Origin of the sequence: uncultured Pseudomonas sp., assembly GCF_943846705.1 — a bacterium.
Lineage (GTDB): Bacteria > Pseudomonadota > Gammaproteobacteria > Pseudomonadales > Pseudomonadaceae > Aquipseudomonas.
In genome coordinates this window covers 1,817,811-1,835,901 of record NZ_OX044366.1, presented here as the reverse complement: position 1 = coordinate 1,835,901, position 18,091 = coordinate 1,817,811, and the positions used below count along the sequence as shown (strand labels likewise).

The 18,091-nt window shown below is 60.6% G+C and carries 16 protein-coding genes and 1 tRNA gene; 2 read left to right on the top strand and 15 right to left on the bottom strand.

Going from position 1 to position 18,091, the window contains the following annotated elements; genetic code table 11:
* The first annotated feature begins 208 nt into the window (after positions 1-208).
* Positions 209-295 (top strand) — tRNA-Leu (locus tag Q0V31_RS08580).
* 104 nt (positions 296-399) lie between these two features.
* Here Q0V31_RS08580 and Q0V31_RS08575 read toward each other — a convergent pair.
* The 13 genes from Q0V31_RS08575 to Q0V31_RS08515 form a co-directional block, all read right to left on the bottom strand.
* Complete coding sequence (locus Q0V31_RS08575) at positions 400-2,334, bottom strand: methyl-accepting chemotaxis protein (RefSeq protein ID WP_298186873.1); 1,935 nt, start codon at positions 2,332-2,334, stop codon at positions 400-402.
* A gap of 136 nt (positions 2,335-2,470) precedes the next feature.
* Positions 2,471-3,766: an adenylosuccinate synthase gene (locus Q0V31_RS08570; RefSeq protein WP_298186871.1), complete on the bottom strand. Its 1,296-nt coding sequence runs from the start codon at positions 3,764-3,766 to the stop codon at positions 2,471-2,473.
* A 64-nt stretch (positions 3,767-3,830) separates the two neighbouring features.
* Positions 3,831-5,018 carry an ATP phosphoribosyltransferase regulatory subunit gene (locus tag Q0V31_RS08565; protein ID WP_298186868.1) on the bottom strand — a complete coding sequence of 396 codons (1,188 nt, stop codon included), beginning with the start codon at positions 5,016-5,018 and terminating at the stop codon, positions 3,831-3,833.
* A gap of 37 nt (positions 5,019-5,055) precedes the next feature.
* Complete coding sequence (locus Q0V31_RS08560; RefSeq protein WP_298186865.1) at positions 5,056-5,241, bottom strand: DUF2065 family protein; 186 nt, start codon at positions 5,239-5,241, stop codon at positions 5,056-5,058.
* A gap of 100 nt (positions 5,242-5,341) precedes the next feature.
* On the bottom strand, positions 5,342-6,211 hold the full coding sequence (gene hflC / locus Q0V31_RS08555; protein ID WP_274087237.1) for a protease modulator HflC: 870 nt from the start codon (positions 6,209-6,211) through the stop codon (positions 5,342-5,344).
* Positions 6,211-7,365, bottom strand: a complete 1,155-nt coding sequence (hflK, locus tag Q0V31_RS08550) for an FtsH protease activity modulator HflK (protein ID WP_298186860.1) — start codon at positions 7,363-7,365, stop codon at positions 6,211-6,213. The genes hflC and hflK overlap by 1 nt, the downstream gene beginning before the upstream one ends.
* Positions 7,366-7,461: 96 nt before the next feature.
* A complete protein-coding gene (gene hflX, locus Q0V31_RS08545; protein WP_298186857.1) occupies positions 7,462-8,763 on the bottom strand; it encodes a ribosome rescue GTPase HflX in 1,302 nt (433 codons plus the stop codon).
* A 14-nt stretch (positions 8,764-8,777) separates the two neighbouring features.
* Positions 8,778-9,038, bottom strand: coding sequence for an RNA chaperone Hfq (gene hfq / locus Q0V31_RS08540; protein WP_274087234.1), 261 nt, complete (start codon positions 9,036-9,038; stop codon positions 8,778-8,780).
* Positions 9,039-9,138: 100 nt separating this feature from the next.
* Complete coding sequence (gene miaA / locus Q0V31_RS08535; protein ID WP_298186849.1) at positions 9,139-10,116, bottom strand: tRNA (adenosine(37)-N6)-dimethylallyltransferase MiaA; 978 nt, start codon at positions 10,114-10,116, stop codon at positions 9,139-9,141.
* Positions 10,117-10,151: 35 nt separating this feature from the next.
* Positions 10,152-12,029 (bottom strand): DNA mismatch repair endonuclease MutL, encoded by a 1,878-nt coding sequence (gene mutL, locus Q0V31_RS08530; protein WP_298186847.1) that lies wholly within the window; start codon positions 12,027-12,029, stop codon positions 10,152-10,154.
* Positions 12,026-13,444: an N-acetylmuramoyl-L-alanine amidase gene (locus Q0V31_RS08525; protein WP_298186845.1), complete on the bottom strand. Its 1,419-nt coding sequence runs from the start codon at positions 13,442-13,444 to the stop codon at positions 12,026-12,028. Before Q0V31_RS08525 ends, mutL begins: the two co-directional genes overlap by 4 nt.
* Before the next feature lie 19 nt (positions 13,445-13,463).
* On the bottom strand, positions 13,464-13,931 hold the full coding sequence (gene tsaE, locus Q0V31_RS08520) for a tRNA (adenosine(37)-N6)-threonylcarbamoyltransferase complex ATPase subunit type 1 TsaE (protein ID WP_298186843.1): 468 nt from the start codon (positions 13,929-13,931) through the stop codon (positions 13,464-13,466).
* The gene (locus tag Q0V31_RS08515; RefSeq protein ID WP_298186840.1) at positions 13,919-15,418 is read right to left on the bottom strand and encodes an NAD(P)H-hydrate dehydratase; all 1,500 of its coding nucleotides are present in this window, start codon (positions 15,416-15,418) and stop codon (positions 13,919-13,921) included. The genes tsaE and Q0V31_RS08515 overlap by 13 nt, the downstream gene beginning before the upstream one ends.
* Positions 15,419-15,478: 60 nt before the next feature.
* Between Q0V31_RS08515 and queG the strand changes: the two genes are divergently transcribed.
* Positions 15,479-16,540: a tRNA epoxyqueuosine(34) reductase QueG gene (queG, locus tag Q0V31_RS08510; protein ID WP_298186837.1), complete on the top strand. Its 1,062-nt coding sequence runs from the start codon at positions 15,479-15,481 to the stop codon at positions 16,538-16,540.
* Positions 16,541-16,593: 53 nt separating this feature from the next.
* Here queG and orn read toward each other — a convergent pair whose 3' ends face one another.
* Complete coding sequence (gene orn, locus Q0V31_RS08505; protein ID WP_298186834.1) at positions 16,594-17,136, bottom strand: oligoribonuclease; 543 nt, start codon at positions 17,134-17,136, stop codon at positions 16,594-16,596.
* Between the two features lie 125 nt (positions 17,137-17,261).
* Entirely contained in the window at positions 17,262-18,035 is a 774-nt protein-coding gene (locus tag Q0V31_RS08500) for a class I SAM-dependent methyltransferase (RefSeq protein ID WP_298186831.1), read from the bottom strand.
* Positions 18,036-18,091 lie beyond the last annotated feature (56 nt).

Sequence of the window (18,091 nt, the reverse complement as noted above, 5' to 3'; positions counted from 1 at the left end):
AATTCACCTTATCTACACAAATTCGGTTTGCCATGTGCCTATTGAAGCGCGAAACCACTGTCCAGGTCAGCACAGCACACAGAATAAAATATTTTAACCACAGGGGTTTACAAGTAAAAACTCGATCCGTATTATGCGCGCCACAACGACGGGAAACGAAGTTAACCAAGTTGTAGTTGATCGCAAATAAGCAAATTTTGCAATCAATGCCCAGGTGGTGAAATTGGTAGACACGCCAGCTTCAGGTGCTGGTGACCTTACGGTCGTGGAAGTTCGAGTCTTCTCCTGGGCACCAATTCAAAAAAACCGAGCCACTGGCTCGGTTTTTTATTGCCTGTAATTTATCGGCAACTCAAAACACTCAAAACAGCGGACACTAGAACGCCCGCCGCCCTGGATTTAGACGCGGAATTGCCCGAGGCTGGCCTTAAGCTTCTTCGCCAACCCATCCAGCACCCGCCCGCTATTGGCTGTAGCCGCCACCGCTTCCGCCGCACGCTGCGCCTCGACATGGATGACCTCGACGCGACCACGCACCGCACCCGCGCCATCAGCCTGATGCGCCGCCGCCTGAGTCGCGGCATTGATTGCACCGTGCACCTCCTCCACTGCCTCACGCACCGCCTGCTGCACCTGCGCACTTTCACGCAACGCCACCAGCCCCTGATCCGCCTGCTTGCCAGCCTGAGCAATCGCCTCAACGGCTTCGCGCGCACCCTGCTGCAGCGCACCGATATGCGCCTGGATATCGCCCGTCGATTGCTGCGTCTTGCTGGCCAAGGCGCGCACCTCATCAGCCACCACGGCAAAGCCACGACCGCTTTCACCCGCACGCGCCGCCTCAATCGCGGCATTCAAAGCCAACAGGTTGGTTTGCTCGGCAATGGAGCGAATCACCGTCAGCACCACCTCAATCTGCTCGCTTTGCGTGGCCAGCCGCTCAATCACCGCCGCACCTGTTTCCACACGGCGCACCAACTCCTCGATCGAACCACCCACACGCAGCGCAATCGCCGCATTCTCGTCCGCCGCCTGGCGAATCGCCCCGACACGCTGCAGCGCCTCGCGCATGGCCTGACTTTCCGCCTGCGCCTCACCCGCCATTTCGGCCAAGGCCTGCAAGCTACCCGCCACTTCATCACGCTGACGCTCTGCCGCCGACTCGGCCGCCGCACTGCGCGAAGCCAGATGACCAATTTCCTGCCCAGTGAGCGAGGCTACTTCACCCGCCTCACGGACAATCGGTTGCAGCTTGGCGACGAAACGATTGACCGCCGCCGCCATGTCACCAATTTCATCACGACTATCAAGCTCTACCCGACGCGTCAGGTCACCCTCGCCCGCAGCCCAGTCATCCAACACCGCAATCAACGTATGCAGCTTGCTGACCACTCGCCGCCCCAGCACAAGCGCCAGCACCAGCAGAATTACCAGCGCCACCACCACCAACCCCACACTGATACTCCAGCGCAACCCGGCTGCCGCCTGCCGCACCAACTCACGACTGCCGTGCTCCATACCTGCAGCCGCATCACGGGCAACACTCAAACGCGCCGCCAAGGCGTCCGCACTGCTGGTGGCGGCACCACTTAAACTGTCTGAAACCAACCGCCCACTGCTGCCGATCAGATCGACAAAACGCGCATCCAGCTTCGCCAACTCTTCATCCACCGAGGCAGTGGAAACCCCCAGCAGAACTTTACCGATATCCGAGCCCATCGGACTGATCGTCGCCTCAGCGATATACACACCCGAATCACTGACTGCAGCCTGCAGCACTTTATCCAGCGCACCACCGCTGCCACCCTTGGCCAGCAGCGCGCGCACGCGGGAATCCTGGCGATTGAGGTGGCGCGTCAGGCGCTCACCCTGCGCATCGAGATACACCACAAACAGCACTGATGGATTGCGATGTGCGCCGCGCACCAGCTCAGTCAACGCAGGCACATCTGCATCCCAGATCGCTTTCGGCGCAACGGCCGCCAACAACTGCGCCAGCTCATCCGCAGAACGCTTGAGGTTGCTATCCAGCACCGCACGGATTTGCCCCTGCTCCTCACCCAGTCGTGCGGAAAGCCCTTTGGCCAGCTGCGCCTGAGTACTGACGGAAAGGCTATCCAGCCCGCCACGCACCTCGTCACTAGCCTTCGCCAACTCATCCAGCAAGCGCGCCGTATCGGCCTGCATGCCCTTGCCGAGATCGCCCTCAAGCGTCGCCACCGTGGTACGCGTCAACGCCACCGCCACCACCACTTGAACCAACAAGGCCACGCCCAGCGCCAGAAACACCGGCAGCAGCAAGCGACTGCGCAACACTGAAATAATGGCAAACACGGCAGACACTCCTGAAACGTTACTACCTATAACGGCTGGAACACCGACTTATGAAGGCCAGCGCAGATATTTTTATCCACGCCAGAAACGACAAAGGGCCGCCAATTGGCGACCCTTTGTGCACTGCCTGCGACTATCAGGCAAACGGATGACGCAACACAATAGTCTCGTTGCGATCCGGGCCGGTGGAGACGATATCAACCGGCGCACCGACCAACTCTTCCACACGCTTGATATACGCACGCGCAGCCGCCGGCAACTCCTCCAGGGTTTTGGCACCCAAGGTCGACTCACTCCAGCCCGGCATTTCTTCGTACACCGGCTGCAGACCCAGGTAGCTGTCAGCATCAGTTGGCGCATCAACCAGCACATCGCCATTCTGGTCCTTGTAACCGACGCAGATACGAATGGTTTCCAGGCCGTCGAGCACGTCAAGCTTGGTCAGACACAGGCCGGAGATGCTGTTGATTTCGATGGCGCGACGCAGGATCACCGCGTCAAACCAGCCGCAACGACGCGCGCGACCCGTGGTGGAACCAAACTCATGGCCGCGCTTGGCGAGGAAGGCGCCGGTCTCATCAAACAACTCAGTCGGGAACGGACCCGAACCCACGCGCGTGGTGTAAGCCTTGGTGATACCGAGGATGTAATCCAGGTACATCGGACCAAAACCGGAACCGGTGGCGATGCCGCCAGCCGTGGTGTTGGAGCTGGTGACGTAGGGGTAGGTGCCGTGATCGATGTCCAACAGCGAGCCCTGGGCGCCCTCGAACATGATGTCCTTGCTCTCGCGACGCATGTCATGCAGCACCGCGGTCACGTCAGTCATCATCGGCTTGAGCAGCTCGGCGTATTCCATGCACTCGTCGAGCGTCTTCTGGAAGTCGATGGCCGGTTCTTTGTAGTAATTAACCAGCACGAAGTTGTGGTAATCCAGCAACTCGGCCAGCTTGGTGGCGAAACGCTCAGGATTGAACAGGTCGCCAATACGCAGGCCACGACGCGCCACCTTATCTTCATAGGCCGGGCCAATGCCACGACCGGTGGTGCCAATCTTGTCATCGCCACGCGCCTTCTCACGCGCCTGATCCAGGGCCACGTGATACTGCAGGATCAGCGGGCAGGACGGGCTGATGCGCAAACGCTCACGCACCGGCACGCCCTTCTCTTCCAGCTTGAGAATTTCACGCATCAACGCATCGGGTGCAACCACCACGCCGTTGCCAATCAGGCACTGCACGTTTTCGCGCAGGATGCCGGAGGGAATCAGGTGCAGAACGGTCTTCTCGCCGTCGATCACCAGAGTGTGGCCCGCGTTGTGACCACCCTGATAACGCACAACAGCTGCAGCCTGTTCGGTCAGCAGGTCGACGATCTTGCCTTTGCCCTCATCGCCCCACTGGGTGCCCAGGACTACGACATTCTTACCCATAACACTAACCCTCTTCGCAAACTTGATGCCGGCCACAGCCGACGGAATCTTTTCGCACGACTAATCAGATGGTCAGCGTAGCCAACTGCCAACGCCCATCACGCAACAACAGCTGGCGATCACAACCTGCAGCCTCAGCGTCAGCCGTGGACTGCCCAGGCAACGCCTGAACCACACGCAACCCATCGAGACGCAAGCGCTGAATCGCCTGCCACAAAAACACATCATGGTTATCTGGTGCCCAGACACCGGCCGGCACCTCCCCCAACTGCATCTGCCCCAGGCTGACCAGGGTTTTCAGGTCGGTGGAGAAGCCTGTCGCCGGACGTGCGCGACCAAAGTCAGCACCGATATCGTCGTAACGACCACCCTGGGCAATCGCATAACCAACACCCGGGACAAACGCGGCGAACACCACACCCGTGTGGTAGTGATAGCCGCGCAGCTCGCCGAGATCAAAGTACAGCGGCAGCTCGGGGTAGCGCAGGCTCAATGCATCGGCTATCGCCATCAGATCATCCAGCGCCGCATGCACATCGTCCGGTGCATCGACCAGACAAGCCTGGGCCAGATCCAGCACCTCACGCCCACCACACAATTCGCTGAGCGCACGCAGCATCTTACGCAGGTCACCCGGCAGCGCTTCGGTCAGCTCGGCGACCTCATCCATTGCCTTACGCTGCAGCGCATCGAACAACTGCTGCTCGACCGCCCCAGACAGCGCGGCGGCGCGGGCCAAGCCACGGTAGATGCCCACATGACCAAGGTCCATGTGCACATCCGGCACCGCCGCCAGCTCAAGGGTATTGACCAGCAGGCTGATCACCTCCACATCACTGGCCGGGCTGGCGTCGCCATACAACTCCGCGCCCAACTGAATCGGGCTACGCGAAGTGGTCAGCGCACGCGGCTGAGCGTGTACCACGCTGCCGGCATAACACAGACGGCTAGGCCCTTCCCGGCGCAAGGTATGCGCATCAATGCGCGCCACTTGCGGTGTGATATCTGCCCGAAAGCCCATCTGCCGACCGGACAGCGGGTCGGTCACTTTAAAGGTACGCAGATCCAGATCCTGACCCGCGCCAGTCAGCAGCGACTCAAGATATTCGATGTGCGGCGTTACCACGAATTCATAGCCCCAGCGCTGGAACAGGTCCAGCACCTGACGGCGCGCCACTTCAATACGCCCCGCGTACGGCGGCAGTACTTCTTCGATGCCATCTGGTAGCAGCCAGCGGTCTACCGTTGCCATTTCGCCATTCCCCTCTTGGATCGGGCAGCACAAGCGTTCAGTGAAGCCAGTAAAGGACGGTTGCTCCCAGCAGCATGCTGGCCAACCCGATCAGACCCAGCCGTCGGTCAAACAACTGTGTCGGTTGTAAAAGCGCGTCACGCCAACGGCGCAGACATAGGAAGAGCAGGACGCCCTCGAGCACCAGCACAAGACATAATGCGATGGCCAAGCCCTGCCACATGCTTCCCACAGACGCAAAAAAGCCGGGATTTCCCCGGCTGCCGCATCATACCACGTTTTCCATAAGGATCACCCCGACGGCTGCCCGCCGGGGCGATGACTTAAGGCTTGGACTTCTCGAGGTAACGGAAGAAGTCGCTACTCGGATCCAGCACCAGCACATCACGCTTATCGGCGAAACTCTCGCGATACGCTCTCAGGCTGCGATAGAACGAGTAAAACTCCTGATCCATGCCATAGGCCTTGGAATAAATCGCAGCAGCCTGGGCATCACCCTCACCGCGCAACTCTTCAGCCTGACGGTAGGCGTCAGCCAGCAACACGCGACGCTGACGATCGGCATCAGCGCGGATACCCTCGGCAAGCTCGCGACCTTTGGCACGATGCTCACGCGCCTCACGCTCACGCTCAGAACCCATACGGTCGAATACGCTGCGGTTGACTTCCTTCGGCAGGTCGATGGCCTTGACGCGCACATCCACCACTTCGATACCCAGCTCTTTCTGCGCAGCCCGATTCAAGGAGGCCGTCACGTCAGCCATCAAGGCATCACGCTCACCCGACACCGACTCGTGCAAGGTGCGCTTACCGAACTGGTCACGCAGCGAAGCCTCAAGGCGACGTGCCAGACGCTCGTCGGCAATCTGCTTAATACCAGATGTAGCCGTGTAGTAACGCTCAGCATCCAGCACGCGCCACTTGGCGAAAGCGTCGACCATCAACGCCTTCTTTTCCAGCGTGAGGAAGCGCGAGCTGGTGGAGTCCAGTGTCAGCAGGCGCGCGTCAAACTTACGCACCTGATTGACGTATGGAATCTTCACATGCAGCCCCGGCTGCACATCTGGCTGCACGATACGACCGAACTGCAACAGCACCGCCCGCTCAGTCTGCGCGACGATATAGAAGCTATTCCAGGCGACGATCGCCAGCACAACGCCAACAATAAGGGCGATCAGTGATTTATTGCTCATCAGCGACTCTCCCTTGTACGCAGCTCAACCTGACGCGGATCAACTACGCGCGCCCCAGTATCCGCACTACTCGCAGCCCCGGAGATTGAGCTAGGCGCAGACGAACCACGACCATCGACCATCTTGTCCAGCGGCAGGTAAAGCAGGTTGTTCTGCCCCTTGTCGCCCGTTACCAGCACTTTGCTGGTGTTGCTCATCAGCTCTTGCATGGTGTCCAGATACAGACGTTCACGCGTCACCTCTGGTGCCTTGCGATACTCCGCCACCAGCGCGGTGAAACGATCCGCCTCACCCTGTGCGCGCGAGACCACTTCATCACGGTAACCACTGGCATCTTCAATCAGACGCTGGGCCTGACCGCGCGCCTCTGGCACTACGCCATTGGCATAGGTTTCTGCCTGGTTCTTCTCGCGCTGCTCGTCTTCACGGGCACGGATTACGTCATCAAACGCTTCCTGCACTTCACGCGGCGCGGCCGCGCTCTGCAAGTTGACCTGAGTGACCGCAATACCGGTGCGGTAGTTGTCGAGGAAACGCTGCAAGCGCTCCTTGACCTCACTGGCCATCAACTCACGACCTTCGGTCAGCACCTGATCCATCTCGGTGGAGCCCACGACGTGGCGCACGGCACTGTCAGTGGCGTGCTGCAGACTGATTTCCGGCTGATCAACGTTAAGCACGAAATCCTGCAAATTGCTGATTTTGTACTGCACCGTCAGCGGCACTTCGATGATGTTCTCGTCCTCGGTCAACATCTGCCCCTGCTTGCTGTAAGCACGCTCGCGGGTGACGTTTTCCTGAAACTTGCGATCAATCGGCGGGAAATAGATATTCAGGCCCGGCCCAACTGTTTCGTAGTACTTGCCGAAGCGCAGCACCACAGCCTGCTCCTGCTCATCGACGACATAGATCGCGCTGTACAGCCAGACCGCAGCGAGCAGCCCCAAGCCTACGAACAGCAAGCCGAAACCGCCGCCACTGCCTGAGCCAGCGTCGCTGCCTCGTTTTTTGCCGCCACCAAACAGCCCATTCAGGCTCTCTTGTAGCTTGCGGAAGGCCTCATCGATATCCGGCGGCCCCTTGCGATCACCGTTCTTACGGCCACCCCATGGGTCCTGATTATTCGAGTTGCCACCCGGCTCATTCCAAGCCATAGCGCTCTCCATCTGATAAAGCAAAGACGCACCCGCGGCGCGTCAGCCAATGCTACAGAATGCATGCATCCAGCGGCAAAGTCGCTGGTGCAGGCTTTATTGCAAAGTGTGTTGCTCGATAAATTCTTGTGGCTCAAGCCCAGCGCGACTAACCAGCCGGTTCAACTCGATACGCGGTAAACGCACCACCAGCAGACTACTGCCATCCTCGTTATACGACTCACTCTGCACCACGCCCAAGGCAAAAAACTGCGCACGCAGACGAGCAAGCTGTTGCGGCATCTGCAATGTACCGACAAACAGGTCATCACCCAACAGTTCAGCGACGGCCTGTCGCAACAAGGGCAAACCACGCCCGTCACGCGCCGACAACCAAACCCGCTGCGGCTTACCATCGGCATCGCGCTGAATCTGCGGCTCCACGCCCTCAAGCAAGTCGAGCTTGTTGTAGACCTCAAGCATTGGCAGATCCTGCGCGCCGATCTCACCCAGCACCGCCAGCACCTGCTCAATCTGCTGATCACGCTCTGGCTCGTGGGAGTCAATCACATGCAGCAGCAAATCTGAGTTACTCGACTCTTCAAGCGTCGCGCGAAACGCCTCAACCAGCTTGTGTGGCAAATGGCGGATAAAGCCCACGGTATCGGCGAGCACAATCGGCCCCAGATCATCGAGATCGAGGCGACGCAAGGTCGGGTCGAGGGTAGCGAATAACTGATCGGCCGCGTAAACGTCCGAGGAGGTCAACGCATTGAACAGCGTCGACTTACCCGCGTTGGTATAGCCCACCAATGACACAGACGGGATATCCGCACGCTGACGCCCGCGCCGCGCCTGATCGCGCTGACTGCGCACTTTTTCAAGCTTTTGCTTGATCTGACGAATCCGCACGCGCAACAAGCGGCGGTCGGTTTCAAGCTGCGTTTCACCCGGGCCGCGCAGGCCGATACCACCTTTTTGCCGCTCAAGGTGGGTCCAGCCGCGCACCAGCCGCGTACTCATGTGATCAAGCTGTGCCAGTTCGACCTGCAGCTTGCCTTCATGGGTACGCGCGCGCTGGGCGAAAATATCGAGAATCAGACCGGTACGGTCCAACACCCGACACTCGAACGCACGCTCAAGGTTGCGCTCCTGGCTGGGCGTCAGCACATGGTTGAAGATAACCAGATCCGCTTCACAGGCCTTGACCTGATCACGCAACTCTTGAACCTTGCCACTGCCGATCAGGTACTTGGCCGTTAGCCGATTACTCGGAATGCTGAAAAACGCGACAGCATCAGCGCCGGCAGAAAGCGCCAGCTCCTGAAACTCCTGCGGGTCTTCACGCGCCTCGGAGTTTTGGCCGTCCAGATGCACCAGGATAGCCCGATCCCCACCTTCATGACGCTCGAAGAACAATACAGCCTCCTAAATCAGGCGTTGCCAAGCTCAGCTTCAGCTTGTTCGGTTTCACTTGCGCTCGGCAGACGAACCGGGCGGCTAGGCACCACAGTAGAAATAGCGTGTTTGTAAACCATCTGGCTGACAGTGTTTTTCAGCAGAATCACGAACTGGTCGAAGGACTCGATCTGGCCTTGCAGCTTAATGCCGTTAACCAAATAGATAGACACCGGGACGCGTTCTTTGCGCAAGGTGTTCAGGTAAGGGTCTTGTAGCGAATGCCCTTTTGACATGTGCCGCACTCCTTTAAGGATCAATTTTCAATAATTTAAGTAAACCAACGAACGGCTTAAAGCCGTCATACCTCAAGGATAGACGGCTAGCGGCAAGATCTCAGGTCAATATGGAGACCGCTGCCAAGTATTTCAAGGCGCGCGGCAGATTGTCGCAATCAGCGCTATCGAGCCAATGCACATCCTGCTGCCAGCCACGCAACCAGGTGAACTGTCGCTTGGCCAATTGGCGCGTGGCGATAATCCCGCGCTCCTGCATTTGCTCAGCGTCAAGCTTGCCTTCCAGATAATCCCAGACTTGCCGATAACCCACCGCCCGTATAGACGGCAAGCCAACGTGCAAGTCACTTCTCTGACGCAGGCCTTCGACCTCGGCAACCAGCCCCTGTTCCAGCATCAAGCGAAATCGCAGGGCAATTCGCTCATGCAACAGCTGCCTTTGCGCCGGCGCGATGGCCAATTGCGCGACAGTATAGGGGAATTGCCGGCCCACCGATGCGCCGCCGCCAGTATTTTCTGCTGCCTGGCGCAAGCGATGGGCTGTCATGCTTTCGCCACTCACACGATAGACCTCAAGGGCACGAATCAAGCGCTGCGGGTCATTAGGGTGGATACGCGCAGCCGATTCAGGATCGACCGCTCGCAATTCGGCGTGCAGCACATCCCAACCTTCAACGTGGGCGCGCGCTTCCAACTCAGCACGCAACGCCGCATCCGCGCTGGGCATCTGCGCCAAACCTTCGAGCAACGCCTTGAAATACAACATGGTGCCGCCCACCAGCAGCGGGATGCGCCCACGCGCGGTGATCTCGGCCATCGCCGCCAAGGCGTCGCTGCGAAACTCCGCCGCCGAATAGCTTTGCGCCGGATCACGAATATCAACTAGCCGATGGGGGAACTCGGCCAGGGTGGCTTTATCGGGTTTGGCTGTACCGATGTCCATACCACGATAAATCAGCGCAGAGTCGACGCTAACCAACTCGCAGGGCAGCACCCGCGCCAGCTCAATGGCCAGATCGGTCTTGCCGGCGGCAGTCGGGCCCATTAGAAAAATCGCCGGAGGCAGGCGCTCGGACATACTCAAAAAGTCTCTAAATGACTGGGCGCGGCGACTTAACGGCCACGCAAGAACAGCTTGTCGAGGTCATCCATGCCCATTTGCGTCCAGGTTGGACGCCCATGATTGCATTGACCACTGCGCTCAGTGTTTTCCATGTCGCGCAGCAAGCCGTTCATTTCCGGCAGAGTCAGCCGTCGGTTAGCCCGCACCGCGCCGTGACAAGCCATGGTCCCGAGCAGTTCATTGAGATGCGCCTGAATACGATCGGTGGTGCCATATTCGAGCAGATCACCGAGCACATCTTGCACCAGACGAGTGGCCTCGGCCTGCTTGAGCAACGCGGGAATCTGTCGGATCGCCAGGGTTTCCGGGCCTAGTCGTTGCAGCTCAAAACCAAGCCGCTGGAACCATTCGGCATGCTCTTCGGCGCAATCGGCCTCACGCTGACTGACGGCAATCGACTCCGGCACCAGCAACGGCTGACCACGCAGGCCTTCACTGGCCATGGCCACCTTCAGGCGCTCATAGGTGATGCGCTCATGGGCCGCGTGCATGTCCACCACCACCAAGCCCTGCACATTCTCGGCGAGGATATAGATACCCTTGAGCTGCGCGATGGCGTAACCCAGCGGCGGAATATCCCCCTGCGCCTCTGGCAGGCTGGCCGGAGTCGGCGCAGTAGACATCGGCGCGAAAAACTCACGGTAGGCGCCCTGGGCTTCGGCCGCCGGCAACGCCGCTTCGGGGCGTGCGCCCTGATAGCCGGCACCCGGCGAGCGCCAGACCGAAGCATTCGGCGCAGACTGCAGCAAACTGGCCGCCAAGCCGATTTCACCCTGCGGACCAAACTCGCCCGCTGCCTGACCACTCGGGCGCACCACCTCACTGACCGCCGCCGGAGCGGCCAACTGATCCTCGGGGCGCACCTCACCTAACGCACGATGCAGCGTGCCGTAGAGGAAGTCGTGCACCATCCGCCCGTCACGGAAACGTACTTCGTGCTTGGTCGGATGCACGTTGACATCGACCACCGACGGATCGATTTCCAAAAACAACACGAAGGTCGGGTGACGACCGTTGAACAACACGTCGCGATAAGCCTGGCGCACCGCATGCGCTACCAGTTTATCGCGCACCATGCGTCCATTCACATAGAAATACTGCAGGTCAGCCTGGCTGCGCGAGAAAGTCGGCAAGCCGACCCAGCCCCACAAATGCAGGCCGTTGCGCTCGATATCGATGGGCCGCGACTGCTCGAGGAAGGCCGCCCCACAGACCGCCGCGACACGCCGCGCGCGGGTACTTTCATCCAGCGCTTCGTGCAGGCCGAGCACGGTTTTACCGTTGTGGCGCAAGTGGAAGGCCACATCGAAACGCGCCAGCGCCAGGCGCTTGATCACTTCTTGCAGGTGGTCAAATTCGGTTTTTTCGGTTTTAAGAAACTTGCGCCGCGCCGGGGTGTTGAAGAACAGGTCGCGCACTTCCACCGAGGTACCGACCGGGTGAGCCGCGGGCTGCACCCGCGGCTGCATGTCGCGCCCCTCGGTCTCGACCTGCCAGGCCTGCTCGGCCCCTTCAGTGCGCGAGGTCAGGGTCAGGCGCGCCACCGAACTGATCGACGCCAGCGCCTCACCGCGAAAGCCCAGGCTCATCACTTGCTCGAGATCCTCAAGCTCGCGAATCTTGCTGGTGGCATGCCGCGCCAGCGCCAGCGGCAGGTCATCCGGGGAAATACCACTGCCGTTGTCGCGCACCTTGAGCAGCTTGACGCCGCCTTGCTCGACATCCACCTCAATGCGCTTGGCACCGGAGTCCAGACTATTTTCCAGCAGTTCCTTGATTACCGAGGCAGGTCGTTCGACCACTTCACCGGCAGCAATTTGGTTCGCCAGCCGCGGACTGAGCAGCTGGATACGCACAGCATCACTCATGGCTGTGCAGCCAGAGCAGTCGCAGGAATTTGAATACGTTGCCCCACTTTAATAACGTCTGTTTTTAACGAGTTGGCACTGCGCAGTGTCGCCAGATTGATCTGATAACGCTGGGCAATCAGCGCCAGGCTTTCCCCCGAGCTGACCACATGCTCGCGTGGCCCCAGGGTGATTTTGCCGCTGTCGCGCAACCAGGCCACATAGGTGCCAGGCGGCGGATTCTCATGGAAGAACTGCCGCACCCCGGTAAGGATCGAACGCCCCAGCGCCTGTTGGTGACTGGCGCTGGCCAGCTTGCGCGCTTCATTGGGATTGGAGATGAACCCGGTTTCCACCAGGATCGACGGAATATCCGGCGACTTCAGCACCATAAAGCCAGCCTGCTCCACCCGGCGCTTATGCAGCGGGGTGATCCGGCCCATATTACCCAGCACTTTATTGCCGACGTTGAGGCTGGAGGACAGCGATGCGGTCATCGACAAATCGAGCAGCACACCGGCGAGCATGCGGTCCTTGTCATCCAGACTGACGTTACCGGCACCACCGATCAGGTCAGACTGGTTTTCCGAGTCAGCCAGCCAGCGTGCGGTTTCCGAGGTGGCACCACGGTCCGACAGGGCATACACCGAGGCACCAAAGGCTGCGGCACGCGGCGCGGCATCGGCGTGAATAGACACAAATAGATCCGCGCCCTTCTTGCGGGCGATCTCGGTGCGTTTGCGCAGCGGAATAAAGTAATCGCCAGTGCGCACCAGCTCAGCCCGGAAGCCCTTCTCGGCATTGATCTGACGCTGCAGCTCCTTAGCAATCGCCAGGGTCACATGCTTTTCATACTGGCCCTTGACTGGCGACAGCGCGCCCGGGTCTTCGCCGCCATGGCCGGCATCGATGGCAATCACGATATCGCGCTTGCCATTGGGTACTGGGGTCAACTTGGGCGGCGCTTGCGTCGGCGTGACCGGCACCTGAGGCGCAGTCGCCACGCTGGTAGACGGCAGGCTAGGTGCAGCGCCCGACTCCTGATCAAACAGATCAACCACCAGGCGATGACCGTATTGCTGATTAGGCGCCAGGGTGAAGCTTTTCGGCGTGACCGCTGCCGAGAGATCAATCACCACTCGCAAGTCTTCCGGGGTACGCTGGGCCGAACGCACACCGGTAATGGGCGTATTGCTCAGGGCCAGCTGTTCAAGATTGGTCGCCAGCTTGGCACCATTCACATCAATAACGATGCGGTTGGGCGCAGACAGCTGGAACACGCTGTGCTGTACCGGCCCGGACAAGTCAAACACCAGGCGGGTGTTATCCGGCGCACGCCACAGCCGCACACTGCGCACATCCGAAGCGGCCATTACATCAGCGGCCAAGCCCACCAATGCCACTCCAATTGCGATGAAACGCGCGCTTATGCGCATAGCCAACCCCATAATTGATTCATGCCCCGATGGCCAACGCGGCGCACCAGGCGGTGCCGCGCTCGCCTTGCGCCTGCAACCGCAGCGCTCGGCCAGCCCCTTGCGGGCTAATGGTAATGTCCATGTCGGCCTTTGGCAAAACGCCGGCACCGCGCTGCGGCCACTCGACCAGGCATAAAGCATTGCCGTCGAAATAGTCGCGAACGCCCAGGTACTCCAACTCCTCGGCATCCACCAGGCGGTAGAGGTCGAAGTGAAAGGCCCGCAGCACGCCTATCTCGTAGGGTTCAACCAGGGTAAAGGTCGGGCTTTTCACTGCGCCGACATGACCTAGGCCACGAATAATCCCGCGCGACAAGGTGGTTTTTCCGGCACCGAGATCGCCATGCAGATAGATCAAGCCAGTGCCACCACTCGCCTCGGCAATCCGCGCACCCAGCGCCAGCATCGCCTCTTCGTCGGCGACAAACAGTTCTAATTCAGACACGCAGACTGCTCCTGCAATAATTCACGAATAACCGCACACAAATCGCCGGCGGCCAGGCCACGGCCCTGCACTGCCAGCCGCTCACCGGCACAGGCATGCAGATAGACCGCCAGCTTGGCCGCCGCCAACGCGGGCAGGCCTTGCGCCAGCAGCGCACCGACAAAGCCCGCCAACACATCCCCCAACCCCGCACCCGCCATGACCGGATGACCACGATCACACAGCCACAGCCCACCATCTGCCGCAGCGATCAAAGTGCCCGCACCTTTCAACACACAAATCGCCTGATAACGCTGCGCCAACGCGCGCGCCGCCGCCGGGCGATCCGCCTGCACCTCGGCATTGCTGATGCCCAATAACCGCGCTGCTTCGCCAGGGTGCGGCGTGAGCACCACAGCAGTGGGCAACTGGACCGCTGCTTGCGCCAGCAGGTTCAGTGCGTCGGCATCCCAAACCTGCGACCCGCCACTGACCGCCGCCGCTGACAGCAAGCTGCGCGCCCATGCCCCCTGGCCAAGCCCCGGCCCAACCACCCAGACACTGGCTTTAGCAGCCAAGGCCAGCAACTGGTTGGCCGAAGCAACGCCGACCGCCATCACCTCAGGCAAACGTGCCTGCGCCGCCGGCAGGTGCTCACTGCGCGTCGCCAGGCTGACCAAACCGGCACCGGCGCGCAGCGCACTTTGCGCAGCCAGCAAGCCCGCACCGGCAAAGCCACGCTCACCGCCGACCACCAGCACATGCCCTAACTGGCCCTTATGCACGCCGCATGAGCGCGCCGGCAGCTGGGGCAATCCTGCCTGCACCAGTCGCTGCGCGGTGTACGCTTGCGCGTCGACAATCTGACCATCGGCCTGCAGATCATCGAAATGCAGCTCACCCCGACAATCCGCCGCCTGCCCGGTAAACAGCCCCACTTTCAGCCCGATCAGGGTCAGCGTCAGCTCGGCACGCACCGCAACGCCTAGCGCCTGACCGGTATCGGCACAAAGCCCGGAAGGGATGTCCACCGCCAGCACCGGCAAGCCACTGGCATTCAACAGGCGGATAGCCTGGGCATAGGGCTCACGCACCGCGCCCTGCAAGCCGGTGCCGAGCAAGGCATCCAAGACCACACCGCGCAACTCGGCACACTCAGCCCAAGACTGAACCGACACGCCGGCCGCAATCGCCTGATCGCGCGCCGATGCGGCATCACCCTGCAACTGGGCGGCCTCCCCGACCGCCAGCACTTGCACCCGCCAGCCCGCACGCAACGCCAGCGCCGCAACCAGGTAACCGTCACCGGCATTGTTGCCGCGCCCGGCCAGCACGGTCAGCACGCCCGCATCCGGCCAGCGCCTGCGCAGCGCCCGCCAAATGGCATGCGCTGCGCGACTCATCAGCTCGAAACCCGGCGTACCGGCAGCGATCAGCCGCGCATCCAGCTCGCGCATTTGCGCGGCACTGTAAAGAGGCTGAGGAAGATTGTCAGGAGAATGCGGCATGCGTGGGCTCCGATGTCTGGCAGAATTATACCCACCTCCGCTCCGGTTACTCGTCTTCATATGAACAGCGCTGCCCTCGACCTTGCCGCCCTCGCCCAATCGATCAAAGACTGGGGCCGCGAGCTGGGCTTCCAACAGGTCGGGATTGCCGACGTGCAGCTGGGCGAGCACGAGGCGCACCTGCAGCGCTGGCTGGAGGCCGGCTACCAGGGCGAGATGGACTACATGGCGGCCCACGGCAGCAAACGCTCGCACCCGGACGAACTGGTGCCCGGGACCCTGCGCGTGGTCTCGCTGCGCATGGACTACCTGCCCGGCGACACGCAGATGGCCAAGCGCCTCGCCCAACCGGAGAAGGCGTATGTATCGCGCTATGCCCTGGGCCGCGACTACCACAAATTGATTCGCAAACGCCTGCAGCAATTAGCTGAGCGTATTCAGCAGCAAATCGGCCCCTTTGGCTTTCGCGCCTTCGTCGACAGCGCCCCGGTGCTGGAAAAAGCCATCGCCGAGCAGGCCGGGCTTGGCTGGATCGGCAAAAACACCCTGGTGCTCAACCGCAAAGCCGGCAGTTATTTCTTCCTTGGCGAGCTGTTTGTCGACCTGCCGCTACCGGTGGATGAGCCGCACAGCAGCGAACACTGCGGCCGTTGCACCGCCTGCATGGACATCTGCCCCACTACGGCCTTCGTCGGCCCTTATGTGCTGGATGCGCGGCGCTGTATTTCCTACCTGACCATCGAACTCAAAGGCCCCATTCCTGTCGAGCTGCGTGCACCGATCGGCAACCGGGTATTCGGCTGTGATGACTGCCAAATGGTCTGCCCGTGGAACCGCTTTGCCAAACCCACCGAGCAAAGCGACTTCCAGCCGCGTCACAGCCTGGATAATGCCGCACTGGCCGAGCTGTTTTGCTGGAGCGAGGACGAGTTTCTCAGCCGCACTGAGGGCTCTCCACTGCGCCGCGCCGGTTACGAACGCTGGCTGCGCAACCTAGCGGTTGGCCTGGGCAACGCGCCCTCGAGCATTCCAGTACTGGAAGCGCTCAAAGCGCGCCGAGAACACCCTTCGGCGCTGGTGCGCGAGCATGTCGAATGGGCCCTGGCGCAACACGGCCTATAAGCCGCGCAACTGCCAGACAAACAAAAGCCCGCCGAAGCGGGCTTTAAAGGATGTCACACCTTCAGCAAGTGCTGACGGTAGTGCTGCAGCTCAGCGATAGACTCGCGAATGTCGTCCAGCGCCTTATGTGTACCCTGTTTGTGGAACGATTCCTTGACCTGCGGCGCCCACAAGCCCGCGAGGATTTTCAGGGTCGACACATCCAGCGCGCGGTAGTGGAAATAGGCGTCCAGATTCTGCATGTACTTGCACAGGAAGCGCCGATCCTGACCAACACTGTTGCCGCAGATCGGCGACTTACCCTTCGGCACCCACTGCTCGAGAAAGGCGATGGTCATGGCCTCGGCCTCGGCAGGGCCAATCTTGCTCTCGCGCACCCGCTGCGTCAGCCCGCTGCCGCCGTGAGTGCGGGTGTTCCACTCATCCATGCCAGCCAGCAGCTCATCACTCTGGTGCACGGCAATCACCGGCCCTTCAGCGAGGATGTTCAGGTTGCTGTCGGTCACAATGGTGGCCATCTCGATGATGACGTCTGTTTCGGGCTCCAGACCGGTCATTTCCAGGTCGATCCAGATCAAATTCTGTGGGTTCTGCATGCGGGGATCCTCGGCTAAGGCCGACAGTTTAACAGGCCGCCGAAAAACTACTGCGCTCGGCTATGCGGCGCTGAACTCGGCCTAGCCGTCGCTCGCTACATTTTTCAACGAACTGTACGAATAAATTAGCCGCGCATGCGCCACAGCAGCAGGCGCGACTTGCGCCAGTCATGCAAGTCGACTTGCTGATCGGGCGGCTGACCGGGTACCTCGAAGGTATTGCTGATCAGCAGACTGCCAAGCGGCATCTGCGCGCGCGCCTTAGTCCACAGCTCAGGCATGGGGGCAGGCGAGAGGAAGCAATACACCACATCGAAGCCTGACAAATCCGTGCGCCAGAGGTTTTCATAGCGGATCTGGCAGTTGCTCCGACCCAAGGCTCGCAACCAGGCCAACGCAAACGACAACGGCGCGGTTTCCACCCCGACAAATTGCGCCTGCGGGAACTGCCGCGCCAGACTCAAAAGCATTCCGGCCGGGCCACAGCCCAGGTCGATAAACCGAAAATGCTTCGGCTGTAGCTGCAGCAGCGCCAGCAACTCTTTACGCGCGCCACCACCGGTCAGATACAGCGGCACTTGCTCGCCAAAACTGTTCCAGTTAAGCAACAGCAGCAGCACGAAACCGCCGAGAAACACCCAGGACGGCAGCGGCGCACCGCTGGCCAACAGCAACGCGGGCACAAACAGCAGGTTCATCCCGCACCACCAGCGCGACAAGCCGAGGTAACGGGCTAACCCGGCAGCCAGCAAGCCTTGCGTCAGGCCGACCGCCAGCCAGGTTGGCCGCCAGGGCGCCACCTGCGCTACCAGATACAACGCCAAGCCAACCAGCAGTGTCGCGCCCAATTGCGCACACAAGGCCCGCAGCGCCGGGTATTGCCGAACAACGCGCAGCATGCCGACCCCGCAACAGATTGATAGTACGCCGCAGTTTAGCCGCGCCAGCAGCTCAA